Genomic DNA, 14352 nt, shown 5'->3' with positions numbered 1-14352 from the left:
ATAGACCGAAAATCCACTGGTCGCAAGGGCGCGAAGTCAGATTCAATGTTTACCCGAACGCATAAAAGCTATGCCCTGTGCAACACGGATGATGCGCCGGCCTTTGGCGTTGCGCCGCCGCTCAGCCGCTCGAGATCGCTGCGGATGGCGGGGCACTCGGGATTGAGCGTCAGGGCGCGCTCGTAGGCCTCCCGCGCCTCGTCCGCGTGGTGCAGCTTGGTCTCCAGAAACGTGCCAAGCTGATGCCAGGCGGCATAGTCGTCCGGGGCGAGTTCAACGGCCCGCCGCAATGCGGCCACCGCCTCCTCATTCCGGCCCAGGCCATCGGCCAGCACTTCCGCCAGCCTGCGCCACAGCCAGGCCGTCTGCGGCTCGCGCGCCACCGCTTCCCGCAACGCCAGTTCCGCGGACTGGGGCTGCTGCATCCGCGGGAACAGCATCATCCCCAGCTGCGCCCAGGTCCAGGCATGGTCCGGGTCCAATTCCAGCGCGCGCCGGAAGGCGGCCTCCGCCTCCGTCTCGCGGCCCGGCAGCTGGGCCAGCAGCCGGCCCAGCTCGCTCCACACCCAGCGGTAGTCCGGCCGCAGCGCCAGGGCTTCCCGAAACGCCGACTCCGCCTCGCCTGAACGAGCCAGATCGGTTTGGGCAATCAGCGCACCGAGCTGGCCCCAGTTCCACGGCTCCTTCGGCGCCAGCTCCAGGGCGCGCCGGTAGGCGGCCTCGGCCTCGGCGGGCTGGCCCAGCCATTCATGAAATGCCTGCCCCAGGTGCGCCCACGCCCATTCGTAATTCGGGTTGACCTTCAGCGCCTCCTGAAAGGCCACCGCGCCCTCGGCCGGGCGCCGCATCTTGAAGGCCAGCAGATGGCCCAGCTGCGCCCAGGCCCAGGCGTTGTTCGGCTCGCCCTCCAGCACGCGGCGATAGCCGGCCTCCGCCTCGTCCAGCTTATCCAGGTGCAGGTGCCGCACATGGGCCAGCTGCCCCTCGGCCCACCAGTAGTCGGGCCGCTCGGCCAGCGCGCGCACGAACAAAGCCTCCGCCTCCTCCGGCGCGTCCATGGCATCGGCGAGGAACCGCCCGTAGTGGGCCAGCGCCCAGGCGTAGTCCGGGGCCCGCTCGATGGCGCGGCGAAAGGCTTCGTCCGCCTCTTCCTCCCGGCCCGGCTGGTGGGAGAGCAATTCGCCCAGCTGCGCCCAGTCCCAGTCGTCTTCCGGGTCGAGGCTGATGGCCTGGCGCAGCGCCTCCTCCGCCTCGGCCGGGCGCTTCAGCTCCTGCGCCAGCAGGTGGCCCAGCTGGCCCCACGCCCAGGCGTAGCCGGGGTTCTCCTCGATCGCGCGGCGATAGGCCTGCTCGGCATCGCGGGTGCGGCCCAGCTCCTCCTGATAGAGCAGCCCCAGCTGCGCCCAAGCCCAGGGGTAGCTGCGGCTGAGCGCGATGGCACGGCGGTAGCCCTCCTCGGCCTCCTTGATGCGCTCGCCCGCCGTGTGCAGCACCCGCGCCTTCCAGGCCCAGGCGGTGGCATAGTTCCAGTCGAGCGCAAGGGCGTTGTCCAGCGCCTCTTCCGCCTCGGCAAGGTCGCCGTCCCGGTCGTGGATCACCCGGCCGAGATAGGCCCAGGCCATCTCGCTGTGATCGTCGATGGAGACGGCGCGGCGCAGCACCGCCTCGGCATCCTCGTCGCGGGCCATGTGGTCGGCCAGCAGGCGGCCCAGGTTCACCCAGGCATCCACGTCGTCCGGGCGGGCGGCGATGATTCGCTCCCACACCGCGCAGGCATCCAGATACCGCCCGGCGCGCTCCAGCCAGCCCGCCTCTGCGTGGTCGTCGGTAATGGTCGCGCCCAGCGCGCGGGGCGGCAGGTGCGGCAGGTCGGGCTGGTTTGCCGCCGGCGCGGGATTTTGGTGGCGCAGGGACTCGGCCCGCGCTCGCGCTTCCTGCGCCTCGCCCTCGCGGGCGGGGTCGAGCGCCAGCAGGCGGGCCAGGTGGTGCCAGGCCTCGGGGCGCCTTTCCTCCAGCGTCGTTGCGATCTCCAGCGCCTGGATTGCCTCCGCGAGACGCCCCTGCCCTTCCGCCAGGGTCGCCCGGATCATGTATTGCCGGTAGGCCTGCTCGGTTGAGATGGCCACGCCACGCTCCTCAAAGTGCCGCCGAAAATTGCAAGGCGACGACGGAGCCGGCGATCCAGCCCCGTCGCTCGCCGAATGTATTTAACTTATCGGCTGCGCCCGTAGGCGCGCAAGAAGGTGGCAACGGTTGCCGTGATCCGCCGCTCGTGGGCCTCGGGTTCGATCGCGCTTGGGCCATGGAGCATCACCTTCAGAAAATAATTCCCCTTGAGCATTCCCATGAAATGCTCGGCGGCCAGGTCCGGGTCCTCCATGTCCAGAACGCCCCGTTCAGCCTGACGGCGCAAATATTCCGACAGAAGGCGCTTGGCGCGGGCGGAACCGGCCCCGAAATAGGCAGGCCCATGCTGCTCCTGGCTGCTCAGCACCAGCCGCAGCAGCGCAAAGCCCGCCGGATCGAGAAGGGACTTCAGATAAGCGCGGGCGAGCACGGTCAGCGTCTCGGCCACGTCCGAGTCCTCTGCCGCCTGCAGGAGCGGGCGCATGATGTCGTCGACGCCGCGCTCGATCACGGCGGCCAGCAGCTGCTCCTTGCTGGGCCAGTTGTTGTAGATGGTCTGGCGCGACACCTTCGCCGCCTCCGCCACCTCCTCCAGCGTCACGCCGGGGCCGCGCTGCTGCAGGAGGCGGCGCGTCGCCTGCAGGATCGCGTCCCGCTTGGCCATATCGACCGGACGCCCCGGCCCCTGCCGCCCCGAACCCTGCCGTCGCGACTTCTTGGCGCCCGCCGAGGCCGGGTCCGGTTTGCTCAATGCGCGTCTCCTGCAGGCGCGTTCCGGCCTGATTTCAGCAGCAGCGGGATAATGACCACCGCGAAGAACATGGCGCCCAGCAGCGCCAGGCAATCCGCATAGCTCATCACCGTCACCTCGCGCTGGAACAGAAGGCCCAGCTGCTTGATGGCCGCGCCCGAGGGGTCGGCCAGGCCCGCATCCATCATGCGCTGCTCGGCGCCGCTCAGCCACGCGTCCACCTCCGGCCGCCCCCGGCTTACCTGCTCACCCAGCCGCGACCAATGGAAGTTCTCCCGCCATTGGAGCACGGTGTTGATGAAGGCAAGGCCGAACGCGCCGCCCAGGTTCCGGCAGAGGGTATAAAGGCCGCCCGCGTCCTTGATCTTGTCCAGCGGCAGGGTGCCGAACGACACCGAACTGACGGCCGACAGGCACATGATGAGGCCGAAGCCGCGCAGCAGCTGGGGGATCACCAGTTCATGGAAGCGCCACTCCGCCGTCAGCGTGTGGGTCATCCAGGTGGCGTAGGCCAGCATCAGCACGCCGATTGCGGAAATGGCGCGCAGGTCCAGATGCTTTTGCAAAAACCCGGTCAACGGCGCGCCCGCGATCATGGCCATGCCGCTGACCGACAGGATGCCGCCGATCTGCATGCTCGACAGGCCCGCCACCCGCCCGAGGAACAGCGGGAAGATATAGACGAGGCCGAACAGGCCGATGCCGACCAGCGCGCCGAGGATCGAGCCCATGGTAAAGTTGTAGTTGCCGAAGATCCGCAGGTTGACGATCGGCTCCTTCACCGTGAGCGTGCGGACGATGAACCCCACGCCCGCCACCGTCGAGATCACCGACAGCCAGAAGATGTGCGAGTCCTCGAACCACTGGTCCTTGGCGCCCTCTTCCAGCACATACTCAAGGCAGCCGAGGAACACGGCCATCAGCGCCAGGCCCGCCACGTCGATGCGCTTCAGCAGCGAATAGTCCGGCTTGTCCAGCCCCTCGACGCACAGCCACACGCCCGTCGCCACGATGATGCCGGGGATGACGTTGACGAGAAACAGCCAGTGCCAGCCGAAGGCATCGCTGATCCAGCCGCCCAGCGTCGGGCCGATGGTCGGGGCCATGGTGACGACGAGGCTCACCGCCACCATCATGGACTTCTGCCGGGTGCGGCCGAACACCATCATCATGCTGGAGTAGATGGAGGGAATCATGCCGCCGCCGAGGAAACCCTGCAGCGCGCGGTAGATAATCATCTCCTCCATGGTGGTGGCGGTGGCGCACAGGATGCTGGCCAGCGTGAAGCCCGTCGCCGCCAGGCTGAACATCACCCTGGTCGAGAGGGCGCGGGAGAGGTAGCCCGAGAGCGGAATCATGATGATTTCCGCGATCAGGTACGAACCCTGCACCCAGCTTGCCTCATCCGGGCTGGCGGCAAGGCCTGCCTGGATGTCGCCGATGGAAGCCGCCACGATCTGGATGTCCAGCACGGCCATGAACATGCCGAACACCATGAGGAAGAAGCCGACCAGCAGCCGGGCGGGCGGCCACAGCGGCCCGTCGTAGCCCGGATACCACTTCTCCTCCGCCGGGGCGGCGCCCGGCCCGGCCGTGGCGGCCGCCGGAGTCGCCTCACTCATGGGCAGCGCCCGCCGGAGCGGCAAGACCCGACTGACCGGCAGGGCCCGTCGGGGCCGCCGCCAGATGCGTCTCGGCCGGGTTCTTCGGCGCCTGCCGCGCGCCGCTGCGCGTATCGATGGTGGCCACGACCGACATGCCGGGCGTCAGCCGCACGTTCTTGGGCAGCGGCCCCTCCAGCACGATCTTGACGGGCAGGCGCTGCACGATCTTGGTGAAGTTGCCGGTGGCGTTCTCCGGCGGCAGCAGCGAGAAGCGCGAGCCGCTCGCCGGCGCGATGCTCTCCACCCGGCCGTGAATCTCCGCATCCGGGAAGGCATCCACTTCCAGCGTCACCTTCTGCCCCACCGCCACGCGGGTCAGCTGCGTTTCCTTGAAGTTGGCCACCACATACACATCCCGCAGCGGCACCAGCGCCATCACCGTGGTGCCGGGGCGCACGAACTGGCCCTCGCGCGCCGAGCGGTTGCCGATCACGCCGTCACGCGGCGCGCGGATCTCGGTGTAGGATACCGACAGCTTGGCCTCGTCCACCTGGGCCTGCGCCTGGGCGATGTTGCCGGAGACCGCCTCGGCCTGGGCCCGCAGCACGTTCAGCTGCTGCATGCTGGCATCGAGCGCGGCCTGCTTCTCCGCAACGCTTGCCTGCGCCTGCGAGGCGGTCGCGACCGCAGACTCCAGTCGTTGCGCGGAGACCCACTTGGCGCCGGCCAGTTCAGCGTAGCGCTTGCGATCCTTCTCGGCGCGCAGCGCCTCGGCCCGGGCGCTGGCGAGCGACGCCTCCGCCTCGCGCACGCTGAGGTGCTGGGCCTTCAGCGACTCCTTGATGGTCTGGGCGATGGCCAGCCGGGAGGAGAGCGTCGCCTCCGCCTCGGCCAGCTTGGTGCGATAGTCCTTGTCTTCCAGGCGCAGCAGCAGGTCGCCCTGCTTGACCGGCTGATTGTCCTCCACGGCCACCTCGGCCACGTAGCCCTCGACCTTCGGCGCGATGTGGACGATCTCGGCTTCCACATAGGCATTGTCGGTGGTCTGGAAATAACGGCCGGTGGTCATCCACCAGGTGCCAAAGCCCACAACGCCGATAGCAACCACGACGCACAGGGTCAGAAGCAACCGTTTACGGTTCAAGTCTCGCATGTTTTGGAAAACCTTCGGGGGAAAGGATCAAATCGGAGCCGGTGCGCCACGGCGCAGCCGGGTCCGTTGGCGGGCCGGTATCATTTCTAGACGCCCCTGTCCATTATTTTATTGCGGAGCGGCGGGCGCGGCAAACCGCCGCCGTTTCAGGATGATAGCGGGAATTTGTCCGGATTTTCACGAATGCCGGGCCGCGCCGTCAGGCGGCAATGCCATGCCCTTCGGCCAGATAGTCGGCGGATTGCATTTCCATCAGCCGCGAGACTGTCCGCTCGAACTCGAACGCCCCGTCGCCTTCGGTGTAAAGCTCCTGCGGCGGCGCGTCGGCGGCGCACAGCAGCTTGACGCGGTATTCATAAAGCGCATCGATCAGCGTTACGAAGCGCTTGGCCTCGTTGCGCTTTTCGGGGCCGAGCTTCGGGATGCCCACAATGATGACCGTGTGATACCGCTGGGCGATGGCAAGGTAATCCGCCGGACCCAGCGGGTTGGCGCACAGGCGCTTGAACGAGAACACCGCCACGCCCTTCAGCGCCTTGGGCACGAGGATTTCCCGCCCCTGCACCGTCAGGGTTTCGGAGGGCACCTTCTGCCGGTCCTCCACCGCATAGTCGGTGAGGCGGAAGAAGGCTTCGGAGAGTTTCGCCGTCGCCTCCGGCCCGTTCGGCACGTAGTAGACCGGCATTCCGCCCAGCCGGTCGAGCCGGTAGTCGGTGGGGCCGTTCAGCGTCTCCACGTCCAGCGTTTCCTCCAGCAGGTCGATGAACGGCAGGAAGAGCTGGCGGTTGAGGCCGTTCTTGTAGAGGTCCCGCGGCGGCCGGTTGGAGGTGGTGACAACCACCACGCCGCTGCGGAACAACTCGGTGAACAGGCGACCGAGGATCATGGCGTCGGCCACGTCCGTCACCTGCATCTCGTCAAAGCACAGCAGCCGCGCGCCCTCGGCGATCTTTGCGGCAACCGGCGGAATGGGATCATCGCCCACGTTCCGGCCAAACGCCTCGCGCCGCCCGGCCTCGTCCATCTGCCGGAAGTTATGGATGGCGGCGTGCGCCTCCAGCATGAACTCGTGGAAATGCACCCGGCGCTTCGGGCTGATCTTCACGTTGTCGTGAAACAGGTCCATCAGCATGGACTTGCCCCGCCCCACCGAGCCCCACATGTAGAGCCCGCGCGGTGGCTGGCTTTCCTCCCTGCCGCCGCCGAACAGCCGCCCGAACCATGAGCTGGACGACTGCGGCCGCCAGGCCTCCAGCGCGCGGGCCAGCCCGTCGAGCCGGGCGGCAATCCGCGCCTGGTCGGGATCGGGACGCAACTCCGAGCGGGCGACCAAATCCTGATACGCTGCAATGACGCTCATAACCACCGGCCCATAAAGCATTTCCCGCCCGCCCGAAAGCCGGCGGCGAACCGGGAGACGCATCCGCAGGAACCGCCCGCGGCATCGCCCGGTTTCTCGTGGCCTGACGCTGTAGAGACAAGTCGCCCGGATGAAAAGACCGGCTGCGTTCCAGCATATGCTCGGGCCGCCACCTTTTCCAACCTTGTGCGTTCTAGGGTTTCACGACTGGGGCAATCGCAGGATCGGTGAAATAAAAAATAGATGTTTCTAGACACCAACACCCTGCTCGTTGCCATTGCCTGTGCCAGTCTTTTCAGCGCGGCGCTGCTCATTGGCATTTACCGGCTTAATCCCGGCGAGCCCGCCATTATTGCCTGGGCCATCGGCAACACGCTGATCGGCCTCGGCTCGGTGCTGAACTCCATGCATGGGAGCCTCGATTCCACGCTCACGCTCATCCTGCCCAACTTCGTCCTCACGCTCGGCAACGTGCTGCTGGTCACCGGGCTGATGCGTTTCGTGGGCAGCCCGCAGCGGTCGGGGCTGCTGGCGATACTGATCGCCATCGAGTTCTGCATCCATTGCTACTTCGTCTATGCCCAGCCGCTGCTGTGGGTGCGGCTGCTCAACACCTCCATCTTCATGACGCTCCTGGCGATCTGGCCCCTCGTCGTCCTGCGGCGGCTGAGCGCCAGCGACAGCACCTATTCGGTGGCAATTCCCTTCCTGCTGCTGGGGTTCGCCCTCGAGTGCGTCGCCTACGTTCTGTGGATGATCTATGCGCTGCGGGCCATGCCGGTCGAGCCTTACGTCAATTCCCAGTCCCCCACCGCCAGCGTGGCCCTGCTGCAAATCCTGTGCACCAGCTTCATCCTCAACATCAGCTTCGTGCTGCTGGTGATGGAGCGGATTCACCGCCTGCTGCGCCACCGGGCCGCCGTTGACGATCTGACCGGCGTGTTCAACCGCCGCGCCTTTCACCAGATCGCCGATGTGGAGCTGGCCCGGGCCGACCGCTCCCATGTCTGGCCGGCGCTGCTCGTGCTTGATCTCGACCATTTCAAGCAGATCAACGATTGCTACGGCCACCATGCGGGCGATGAAGTGCTGCGCCGGTTTGGCGCGCTCATCAAGTCCTGCACCCGCGCGGGCGATATCGTCGCGCGCATGGGCGGCGAGGAGTTCGCCGCTCTCCTGCCCACCACCGATCTGGACCGCGCCAGCAGCGTGGCCGAGCGCATCCGCGCAACGCTGGAGCAGGAGGCGTTCTGCGTCGACCAGCACCAGTTCCGCGTGACCACCAGCATCGGCCTGACCATCATCCGGCCGGAGGACACGCTGCATTCCGCCTTCGTCCGGGCGGACCATGCGCTCTATGAGGCCAAGGAGCAGGGCCGCAACCGGGTCATCGCCCGCACCACCCCCACGTCCATCAACGAGGCCGAGCCGCCATCCGCGCCGCCCAGGGCGCCAGCGGAGCCTGCTGCTGAGCCGCCGGCCATTCACGGCACGGCAGCGGTGGCGCTGGCGGCGTCCCCCTTTCCTGCCGCATTCCCGGCAGCCTCCCCAACCTCCACGTCGTCCCTCTTCTAATTTCAATTTGCCGGACCGCACGGCTGCGCCCGCCGATCCGGCGCGTCCCCGCCCGCCCAGGGGAGTCCCGGCCAAGGAAAAAGGGCCGCGCTATCCAGCACGGCCCTTCCAGGATTTCCGGGTTTTCCGGCGCGTGCGGCGCGGAAAATTTAGAGCTGGCGCTCCACCATCATCTTCTTGATCTCGGCGATCGCCTTGGCCGGGTTCAGGCCCTTGGGGCAGACGTTGGCGCAATTCATAATGGTGTGGCAGCGATAGAGACGGAACGGGTCCTCCAGCGCGTCGAGGCGCTCGCCGGTCATCTCGTCGCGGCTGTCGGCCAGCCAGCGATAGGCCTGCAGCAGCACGGCCGGGCCCAGGTACTTCTCGCCGTTCCACCAGTAGCTGGGGCAGGAGGTCGAGCAGCAGGCGCACAGGATGCACTCGTAAAGGCCGTCCAGCTTGGCGCGATCTTCCTTCGACTGCAGCCGCTCCGCACCCGAGGGGGCCGGAGTCGCGGTCTGCAGCCACGGCTTGATCGAAGCATACTGGGCGTAGAAGGTCTTGAAGTCCGGCACCAGGTCCTTGATGACTTCCATGTGCGGCAGCGGGGTGATCTTCACGTCCGCGCCCTTGCAGTCTTCAATGGCGGTGGTGCAGGCCAGGCCGTTCTGGCCGTTAATGTTCATCGAGCACGAGCCGCACACGCCTTCGCGGCAGGACCGGCGGAAGGTCAGCGTCGGGTCGATCTCGTTCTTGATCTTGATGAGAGCGTCGAGGACCATCGGGCCGCATTCCGCCAGATCCACCTCGTAGGTGTCCATGTGCGGGTTCTGGCCATCGTCGGGGTTCCAGCGGTAGATGCTGAACTTCCTGACCTTCGCAGCGCCCTGCGGGGCCGGATAGGTCTTGCCCTTCTTCACCTTCGAATTCGCTGGCAATGCAAACTCTGCCATGGCCGCGGTCCTCACTTATTATTTGTTCAACGGCCTTATAGCGCGCGCACCGGCTGCTGCAACCTATCTGTCACTCTCCGGCAGGCTTGCGCGACGGGCGATCGGCGGACAGCGACCAACCTTCACCAAGCCGCCGTCCGTCCCGGCAAACGGCGGCTTGCAGCTTTCCGCGATCCGGAATTTACGCCTTGAAGGCGGCCGTCGGCCCTGGGCTCGGCGTGGGCTGGGGCGTATCCGGCTGCGGCAGCGGCTCGGGCTCGTGGCTCGGCCCAGGCATCGGCCCCGGACTCGGCGTCTCCCGTGATGGCTGCACTTCCGGATAGGTGGGCACTTCCGGCTCGCCCCCGGCCGATGGCCGGGGTCGGTATCAGGCTGCGCGCCGGGGTGAGTCTCCGGCGGCGTGGTCGGCTGAATCTCGGGCGGCGCGCCGGGTTGCGGATCGGTCGGCGACGTCGGCTGGATCTCAGGCCCGCGCTGGGGCTGCTGGTTGGCCATCAAAAGCCTCCCTCGCTATGGTCCATGCCACACATATGGGCGCATCTGGCCCTATGGCGAGCCTGACCGTTTGGATGACCTTTCGCCGCCATCTACGACCATAAAGCTTGCCAGCCGGGAACGGTTGCGGATTGTCGAGTGTCCACCGCCCTGGTAATTTACCGATCCCGGAGGAAGGGATGCGACCCCTTCCTCCGGCGTTCGAGATTAGAACTGGATCCCGAGTCTCACTCGGATCCGTTTCCACTCGAACCGAAAGAACATCTTCATAGATGTCTCCTCGGTAAAAATCGGCGGGGCCCATCCCCGCCGATCTTCCGAGAATAGTTTCGGCCCTAACGCGGGCCAAATCGTTTCCGGCCTAACACGTTGTAATTATGGTCGAATATGAAAAAGGGCCGCCTGTAGCGCCCCTTCTCAAGCCCGGCAATTGCTTCGCTGATCCCTGCCCCCTACCGCTCCCGGCCCTTCGCCTTCCCCCACTGACGGGCGGCGGTGTAGCCAAGGTAACCGGTGCCAAACAGCACGTAGAGCGGCTCGGGGATCGCCTGCAGATAGCCGGTCATGCCCTCGGCGATGCGCTTCGCCACCTCCGCGTCCCAGGCGCTCACCAGCCCCATGGGGATGGAGAACAGCAGCAGCGCATACATCACGTAGAGAAAGCTGGGCCGGGCCCGGCTGGTCCACGGGTCGCTGGATTGCGCCTCGGCAATGATGGCCGAAAGCTGCGCTTTCACTTGCTCCAGCTCCTGCGAGCCCTCCAGCTTCAGCAACTCCAGCTTGGCCCGGTCCCGCGCTTCCGGGTCCGGGATCACCTTGTCGATCACCCGCACCAGCGGCCCCACAATCGCATCCACAACACCCATCGCCCCCTCCCCGTTTGTCGTTGTGTTGGACCAGCCGGCTTACGTCAGGCGGCTCACCTGTTCGCCGATGCCCACCCGCGTTCGCAGCCAGCCGTAGACGAAGCTTTCGTTGGCGCCGCGCTGCTCGGCCAGCGAGATGTACCGCTCGCCCTTCAGGCAGCTGAGCGCCGTCAGCAGCACGGCCTCTCCCTCGCGCCCCCGCACCAGCAGGTAGCGGGACAACGCCGTCAGGGTCTGCGGGCCAATCGCGCCATCCACCAGCACGTCCGGAAAGTCCCGCTCCTGCCGGTTGAGCGCATTCAGCGCCCGCTGGAGAAAGCGCCCGGCCACCATCGGCCCCATGTTGACGCCCGTGTCGAACAGCTCCTCGGCCACGGGGACGCTGAGGCCCGCCACCCGCTCGAACCCCGGCGCGACCCAGTAGCGCTGACGATAGATTTCCATGGCCACGGCCTCGGGCATGGCCTGCATCGGCCCGTCGTAACCATATTGACGCGCCACCGCCTCGGTAATGCCGAAGTTGGTTTCGCCGCCCCGGTCGTCACGGTGATACACGTACCCGCCTTCCCGCCGCAGCAGATTGGCCATCAGTCGCTCGAACACCGTCATCATCGCCTCGTCTCCCCTCGCCTGCCGATGAACCTTAAGCCAAGGCTGCACCGATTGTCAATAGGTTTTTGACGATTGTTATTTGACGATTGCAACACAACGACCGAGTCAAGCGGCTCCCCCGCTCGTCAGTTCCCTATTTCTCGGAATTTCAGCCCTGCGGGCGCTGCCGCAGCAACCCTCTGCGGCGCAGCACGGCCCGCTCCAGCGCCGCGAGCAGCGCATATTGCGCCAGCCCCATGGCGGAGAGCAGCACCAGGCAGGCGAACATGGTGTCCACCTCCAGCCGGTTGCCCGCCTCGATGAGTCGCCAGGCAAGCCCCTGGCTCGTGCCCGCCCCGGCGGCGAACTCGGCCACCACCGCGCCGATCAGCGCCAGGCCGCTCGCCACCTTGAGGCTGGAAACCAGCGCGGGCAGGCAAGCGGGCAGCTCCAGTCGCCACAGCCTTGCCCACGGCCCCGCGCCGTAGAGGCGGAACAGGTCGCGCAAGGCCGGGTCGATGGCCTTCAGCGCCGAGAGGAGGCCGGAGAGCACGGGAAAGAACGCCACGATCCAGGCGATGATGACCAGCGCCCGCGCCGGCTTCTCAACGCCCGTCCAGATGAGGATGATCGGGGCGATGGCGACGATGGGCGTTACCTGCAGCATCACCGCGAACGGCAGGATGGCTGCTTCCGCCAGCCTTGAGCGGTGGATGGCGAAGGCCAGCACCACACCCGAGCCGAGCGCCAGCCCCAGCGCGATCCACGTCACCTTGAGGGTGTAGAGGAAAGCCACCATCAGCGACTCGCCCTTGGTCGCCAGTGCCGCCGCAATGGCGCTGGGCGCGGGCAGCACGAACGGGTCCACCTCCAACGCCCGCACCAGCCCTTCCCACAGCGCGATCAGCAGCGCCGTCACAATGATGGGGGCCAGCCGCTCACGCATCATCCGCCTCCCCCCGCATGGTGCGGGCCAGCGCCTCGGCCAGCCGGGCGCAGGTGGCGAAATAGGCTTCGCTCGTGCGGTCCCGCAGCCCCGTGTCCGGCAGGTCGATAATGGTGGAAATCCGCCCCGGCGTTCGCTCCAGCACCACGGCGCGGGTGGCATGGAACGCCGCCTCGCGGGTGGAGTGGGTGACGAACACCACCGTCAGCCCCTCCTCCCGCCACAGCTTCTGCACCAGCGCGCCCAGCCGGTCGCGGGTGATCTCGTCCAGCGCCGCGAAGGGCTCGTCCAGCAGCAGGAGCCGTGGCCGCCCCACCAGCGCGCGGGCGATGGAGACGCGCATCTGCATGCCGCCCGAAAGCTCGGCCGGGCGGGCATCCGCCCGCTCGCCCAGCCCCACGGCCGCCAGCGCGCGCGTCACCGCGCCGTCGTCGCGCCTGCCCTTAAGGGTGAGCGGCAGGGCGACATTCTCGGCCACCGTCGCCCACGGCAGCAGGGTCGGGCTCTGGAACACGTAGCCGAGCGACGGCGGCGCGCCATCGCGCCAGCGAATCTGCCCGTCCGTCGGCTGGTCGAGCCCGGCGATCAGGCGCAAGAGCGTGGTCTTGCCCGAGCCGGACGCGCCAAGCAGGGTCACGAACGCGCCCGAAGCCACGTCGAGGCTCACGCCATCGACCGCCGTGACGCCGCCCGCGAACCGGCGACTGACGGCCTCCAGCCGCAGGAGAGGACCGCCGGCGTTCATCACTTCAGGAATTCAAGGGTATAGGCTTTTTTGGGGTCGAGCCCGGCCGGAATGAGCTTGAGGCTCGACATGTCCTTATGGAAGGCCGCCCACCGCGCCGGGGTCATCGCGCCGATGCCCTGCCGCTTGGCGTCGCCCGAGATCACGACGCCATACTCGATCATCTTGCCCCGCGCATACGCCAGCAGCTCCGGCGTCATCTCCGGATTGTCCTTGAGGATGAGCCTGTTCCCAGGGGTGGGGTCTCCGGTCAGGTAGCTCTCCCAGCCCTCGCGGGTCGCCTCGACGAACGCGCGCACCACCTCGGGCTCCTTGGCAATTACCTCGCCGCGGAAGGCGACCATCGCCGCGTAGCCGGTCCACCCGGCATCGGCCAGCAGGAACACCTGCGGCTTCACCCCCGCCTTGGCCGCCGTGAGCGGCTCGGAGGAGAGATACCCCTCTTGCGCCGCTCGGCTGTTCCGCAGCCAGGGGAGCAGCGAATAGGCGTACTTCCGCATCTGCGCGTCGGTGAAGCCGAACTTGCGCTTCAGCCACGGCCAGTAGGAGCCGAGCGCCGCATCGGCCACATAGATCGGCCGCCCCTTGAGATCGGCGAGGCTCTTCACCCCCGTGCCCGGATGCACCATCAGCACCTGCGGGTCCTTCTGGAACGGGGCCATCACCACCTTCACGTTCGCGCCCTTGGCCGCCAGGTTCAGCGCCTGGAAGCTGTTGGAGAGCATGCCGGTCTCGATTGCGCCCGCTGCCAGCAGCCGGGTGTTGTCCGACTGCGGGCCACCGGCCCGAATCGTGACCTTCAGCCCGTGCTTCTCATAAAGCCCCAGCGCCACCGCCTGGTAGAAGCCGCCGTGTTCGGCCTGCGCCTTCCAGTCGGTGTAAAAGGTGATGGCCCGCAGCTTCTTGGGCTGGGCCTTGTGCGGCTCGGCCGCCTGCGCGGTAAAGGCAAGGGCGGCGAAAAGGAACGACAAGAACAGCTGTTTCATGACGCGCCATCAAACCAGAACCGCCCGGCTGCGCCAAGCCCTTCGATGTACATGGAAGCCCGTATTGCCGGCCGCGCGCCCTTCTTCGCCTGCGCGGTTGTCGGCCGGCTTTACGGATAATCGGCTCTGAATCGATCAGGTCAAACCGCGGCCGTTCTCTTCCAATGGCTTCCTCCGCTGGCACGGCTCTTGCTGTACCGCCGGAACCGGCAGGCGTG

General features: G+C 67.1%; 13 protein-coding genes. 1 reads left to right on the top strand and 12 read right to left on the bottom strand.

The window, feature by feature from the left end:
• Positions 1-68 precede the first annotated feature (68 nt).
• The 5 genes from L0C21_RS04950 to zapE all read right to left on the bottom strand — a co-directional run bounded on the left by L0C21_RS04950 (position 69) and on the right by zapE (position 6995).
• Positions 69-2126 carry a tetratricopeptide repeat protein gene (locus L0C21_RS04950; protein ID WP_259277301.1) on the bottom strand — a complete coding sequence of 686 codons (2058 nt, stop codon included), beginning with the start codon at positions 2124-2126 and terminating at the stop codon, positions 69-71.
• 86 nt (positions 2127-2212) lie between these two features.
• On the bottom strand, positions 2213-2878 hold the full coding sequence (locus L0C21_RS04945; protein ID WP_259277300.1) for a TetR/AcrR family transcriptional regulator: 666 nt from the start codon (positions 2876-2878) through the stop codon (positions 2213-2215).
• Positions 2875-4500, bottom strand: coding sequence for a DHA2 family efflux MFS transporter permease subunit (locus L0C21_RS04940; protein WP_259277299.1), 1626 nt, complete (start codon positions 4498-4500; stop codon positions 2875-2877). Before L0C21_RS04940 ends, L0C21_RS04945 begins: the two co-directional genes overlap by 4 nt.
• Positions 4493-5635, bottom strand: a complete 1143-nt coding sequence (locus tag L0C21_RS04935) for an HlyD family secretion protein (RefSeq protein WP_259277298.1) — start codon at positions 5633-5635, stop codon at positions 4493-4495. Before L0C21_RS04935 ends, L0C21_RS04940 begins: the two co-directional genes overlap by 8 nt.
• A 199-nt stretch (positions 5636-5834) precedes the next feature.
• Positions 5835-6995, bottom strand: coding sequence for a cell division protein ZapE (gene zapE, locus L0C21_RS04930; RefSeq protein ID WP_259277297.1), 1161 nt, complete (start codon positions 6993-6995; stop codon positions 5835-5837).
• A 243-nt stretch (positions 6996-7238) separates the two neighbouring features.
• Here zapE and L0C21_RS04925 point away from each other — a divergent pair, with 243 nt between their 5' ends.
• Positions 7239-8570: a GGDEF domain-containing protein gene (locus L0C21_RS04925; RefSeq protein ID WP_259277296.1), complete on the top strand. Its 1332-nt coding sequence runs from the start codon at positions 7239-7241 to the stop codon at positions 8568-8570.
• A gap of 149 nt (positions 8571-8719) precedes the next feature.
• On the opposite strand, the gene L0C21_RS04920 is transcribed toward L0C21_RS04925, so the two are convergent.
• From L0C21_RS04920 to L0C21_RS04890, 7 genes are all read right to left on the bottom strand, one after another.
• Positions 8720-9505, bottom strand: coding sequence for a succinate dehydrogenase iron-sulfur subunit (locus L0C21_RS04920; RefSeq protein ID WP_259277295.1), 786 nt, complete (start codon positions 9503-9505; stop codon positions 8720-8722).
• Between the two features lie 181 nt (positions 9506-9686).
• Positions 9687-9836 carry a hypothetical protein gene (locus L0C21_RS04915; RefSeq protein ID WP_259277294.1) on the bottom strand — a complete coding sequence of 50 codons (150 nt, stop codon included), beginning with the start codon at positions 9834-9836 and terminating at the stop codon, positions 9687-9689.
• Between the two features lie 616 nt (positions 9837-10452).
• A complete protein-coding gene (locus L0C21_RS04910) occupies positions 10453-10866 on the bottom strand; it encodes a holin family protein (protein ID WP_259277293.1) in 414 nt (137 codons plus the stop codon).
• Between the two features lie 39 nt (positions 10867-10905).
• On the bottom strand, positions 10906-11475 hold the full coding sequence (locus tag L0C21_RS04905) for a glycoside hydrolase family 108 protein (RefSeq protein WP_259278824.1): 570 nt from the start codon (positions 11473-11475) through the stop codon (positions 10906-10908).
• 151 nt (positions 11476-11626) lie between these two features.
• Complete coding sequence (locus L0C21_RS04900) at positions 11627-12403, bottom strand: ABC transporter permease (RefSeq protein ID WP_259277292.1); 777 nt, start codon at positions 12401-12403, stop codon at positions 11627-11629.
• A complete protein-coding gene (locus tag L0C21_RS04895; RefSeq protein WP_259278823.1) occupies positions 12396-13148 on the bottom strand; it encodes an ABC transporter ATP-binding protein in 753 nt (250 codons plus the stop codon). Before L0C21_RS04895 ends, L0C21_RS04900 begins: the two co-directional genes overlap by 8 nt.
• Positions 13148-14134: an ABC transporter substrate-binding protein gene (locus L0C21_RS04890; protein ID WP_259277291.1), complete on the bottom strand. Its 987-nt coding sequence runs from the start codon at positions 14132-14134 to the stop codon at positions 13148-13150. The genes L0C21_RS04895 and L0C21_RS04890 overlap by 1 nt, the downstream gene beginning before the upstream one ends.
• Between the last annotated feature and the right edge of the window lie 218 nt (positions 14135-14352).

The sequence above is a fragment of the Pedomonas mirosovicensis genome, assembly GCF_022569295.1.
Taxonomy (GTDB): domain Bacteria; phylum Pseudomonadota; class Alphaproteobacteria; order Sphingomonadales; family Sphingomonadaceae; genus Pedomonas; species Pedomonas mirosovicensis.
The sequence above is the reverse complement of the archived record's forward strand: the minus strand, read 5'-3'. Positions and strand labels throughout refer to the sequence as shown.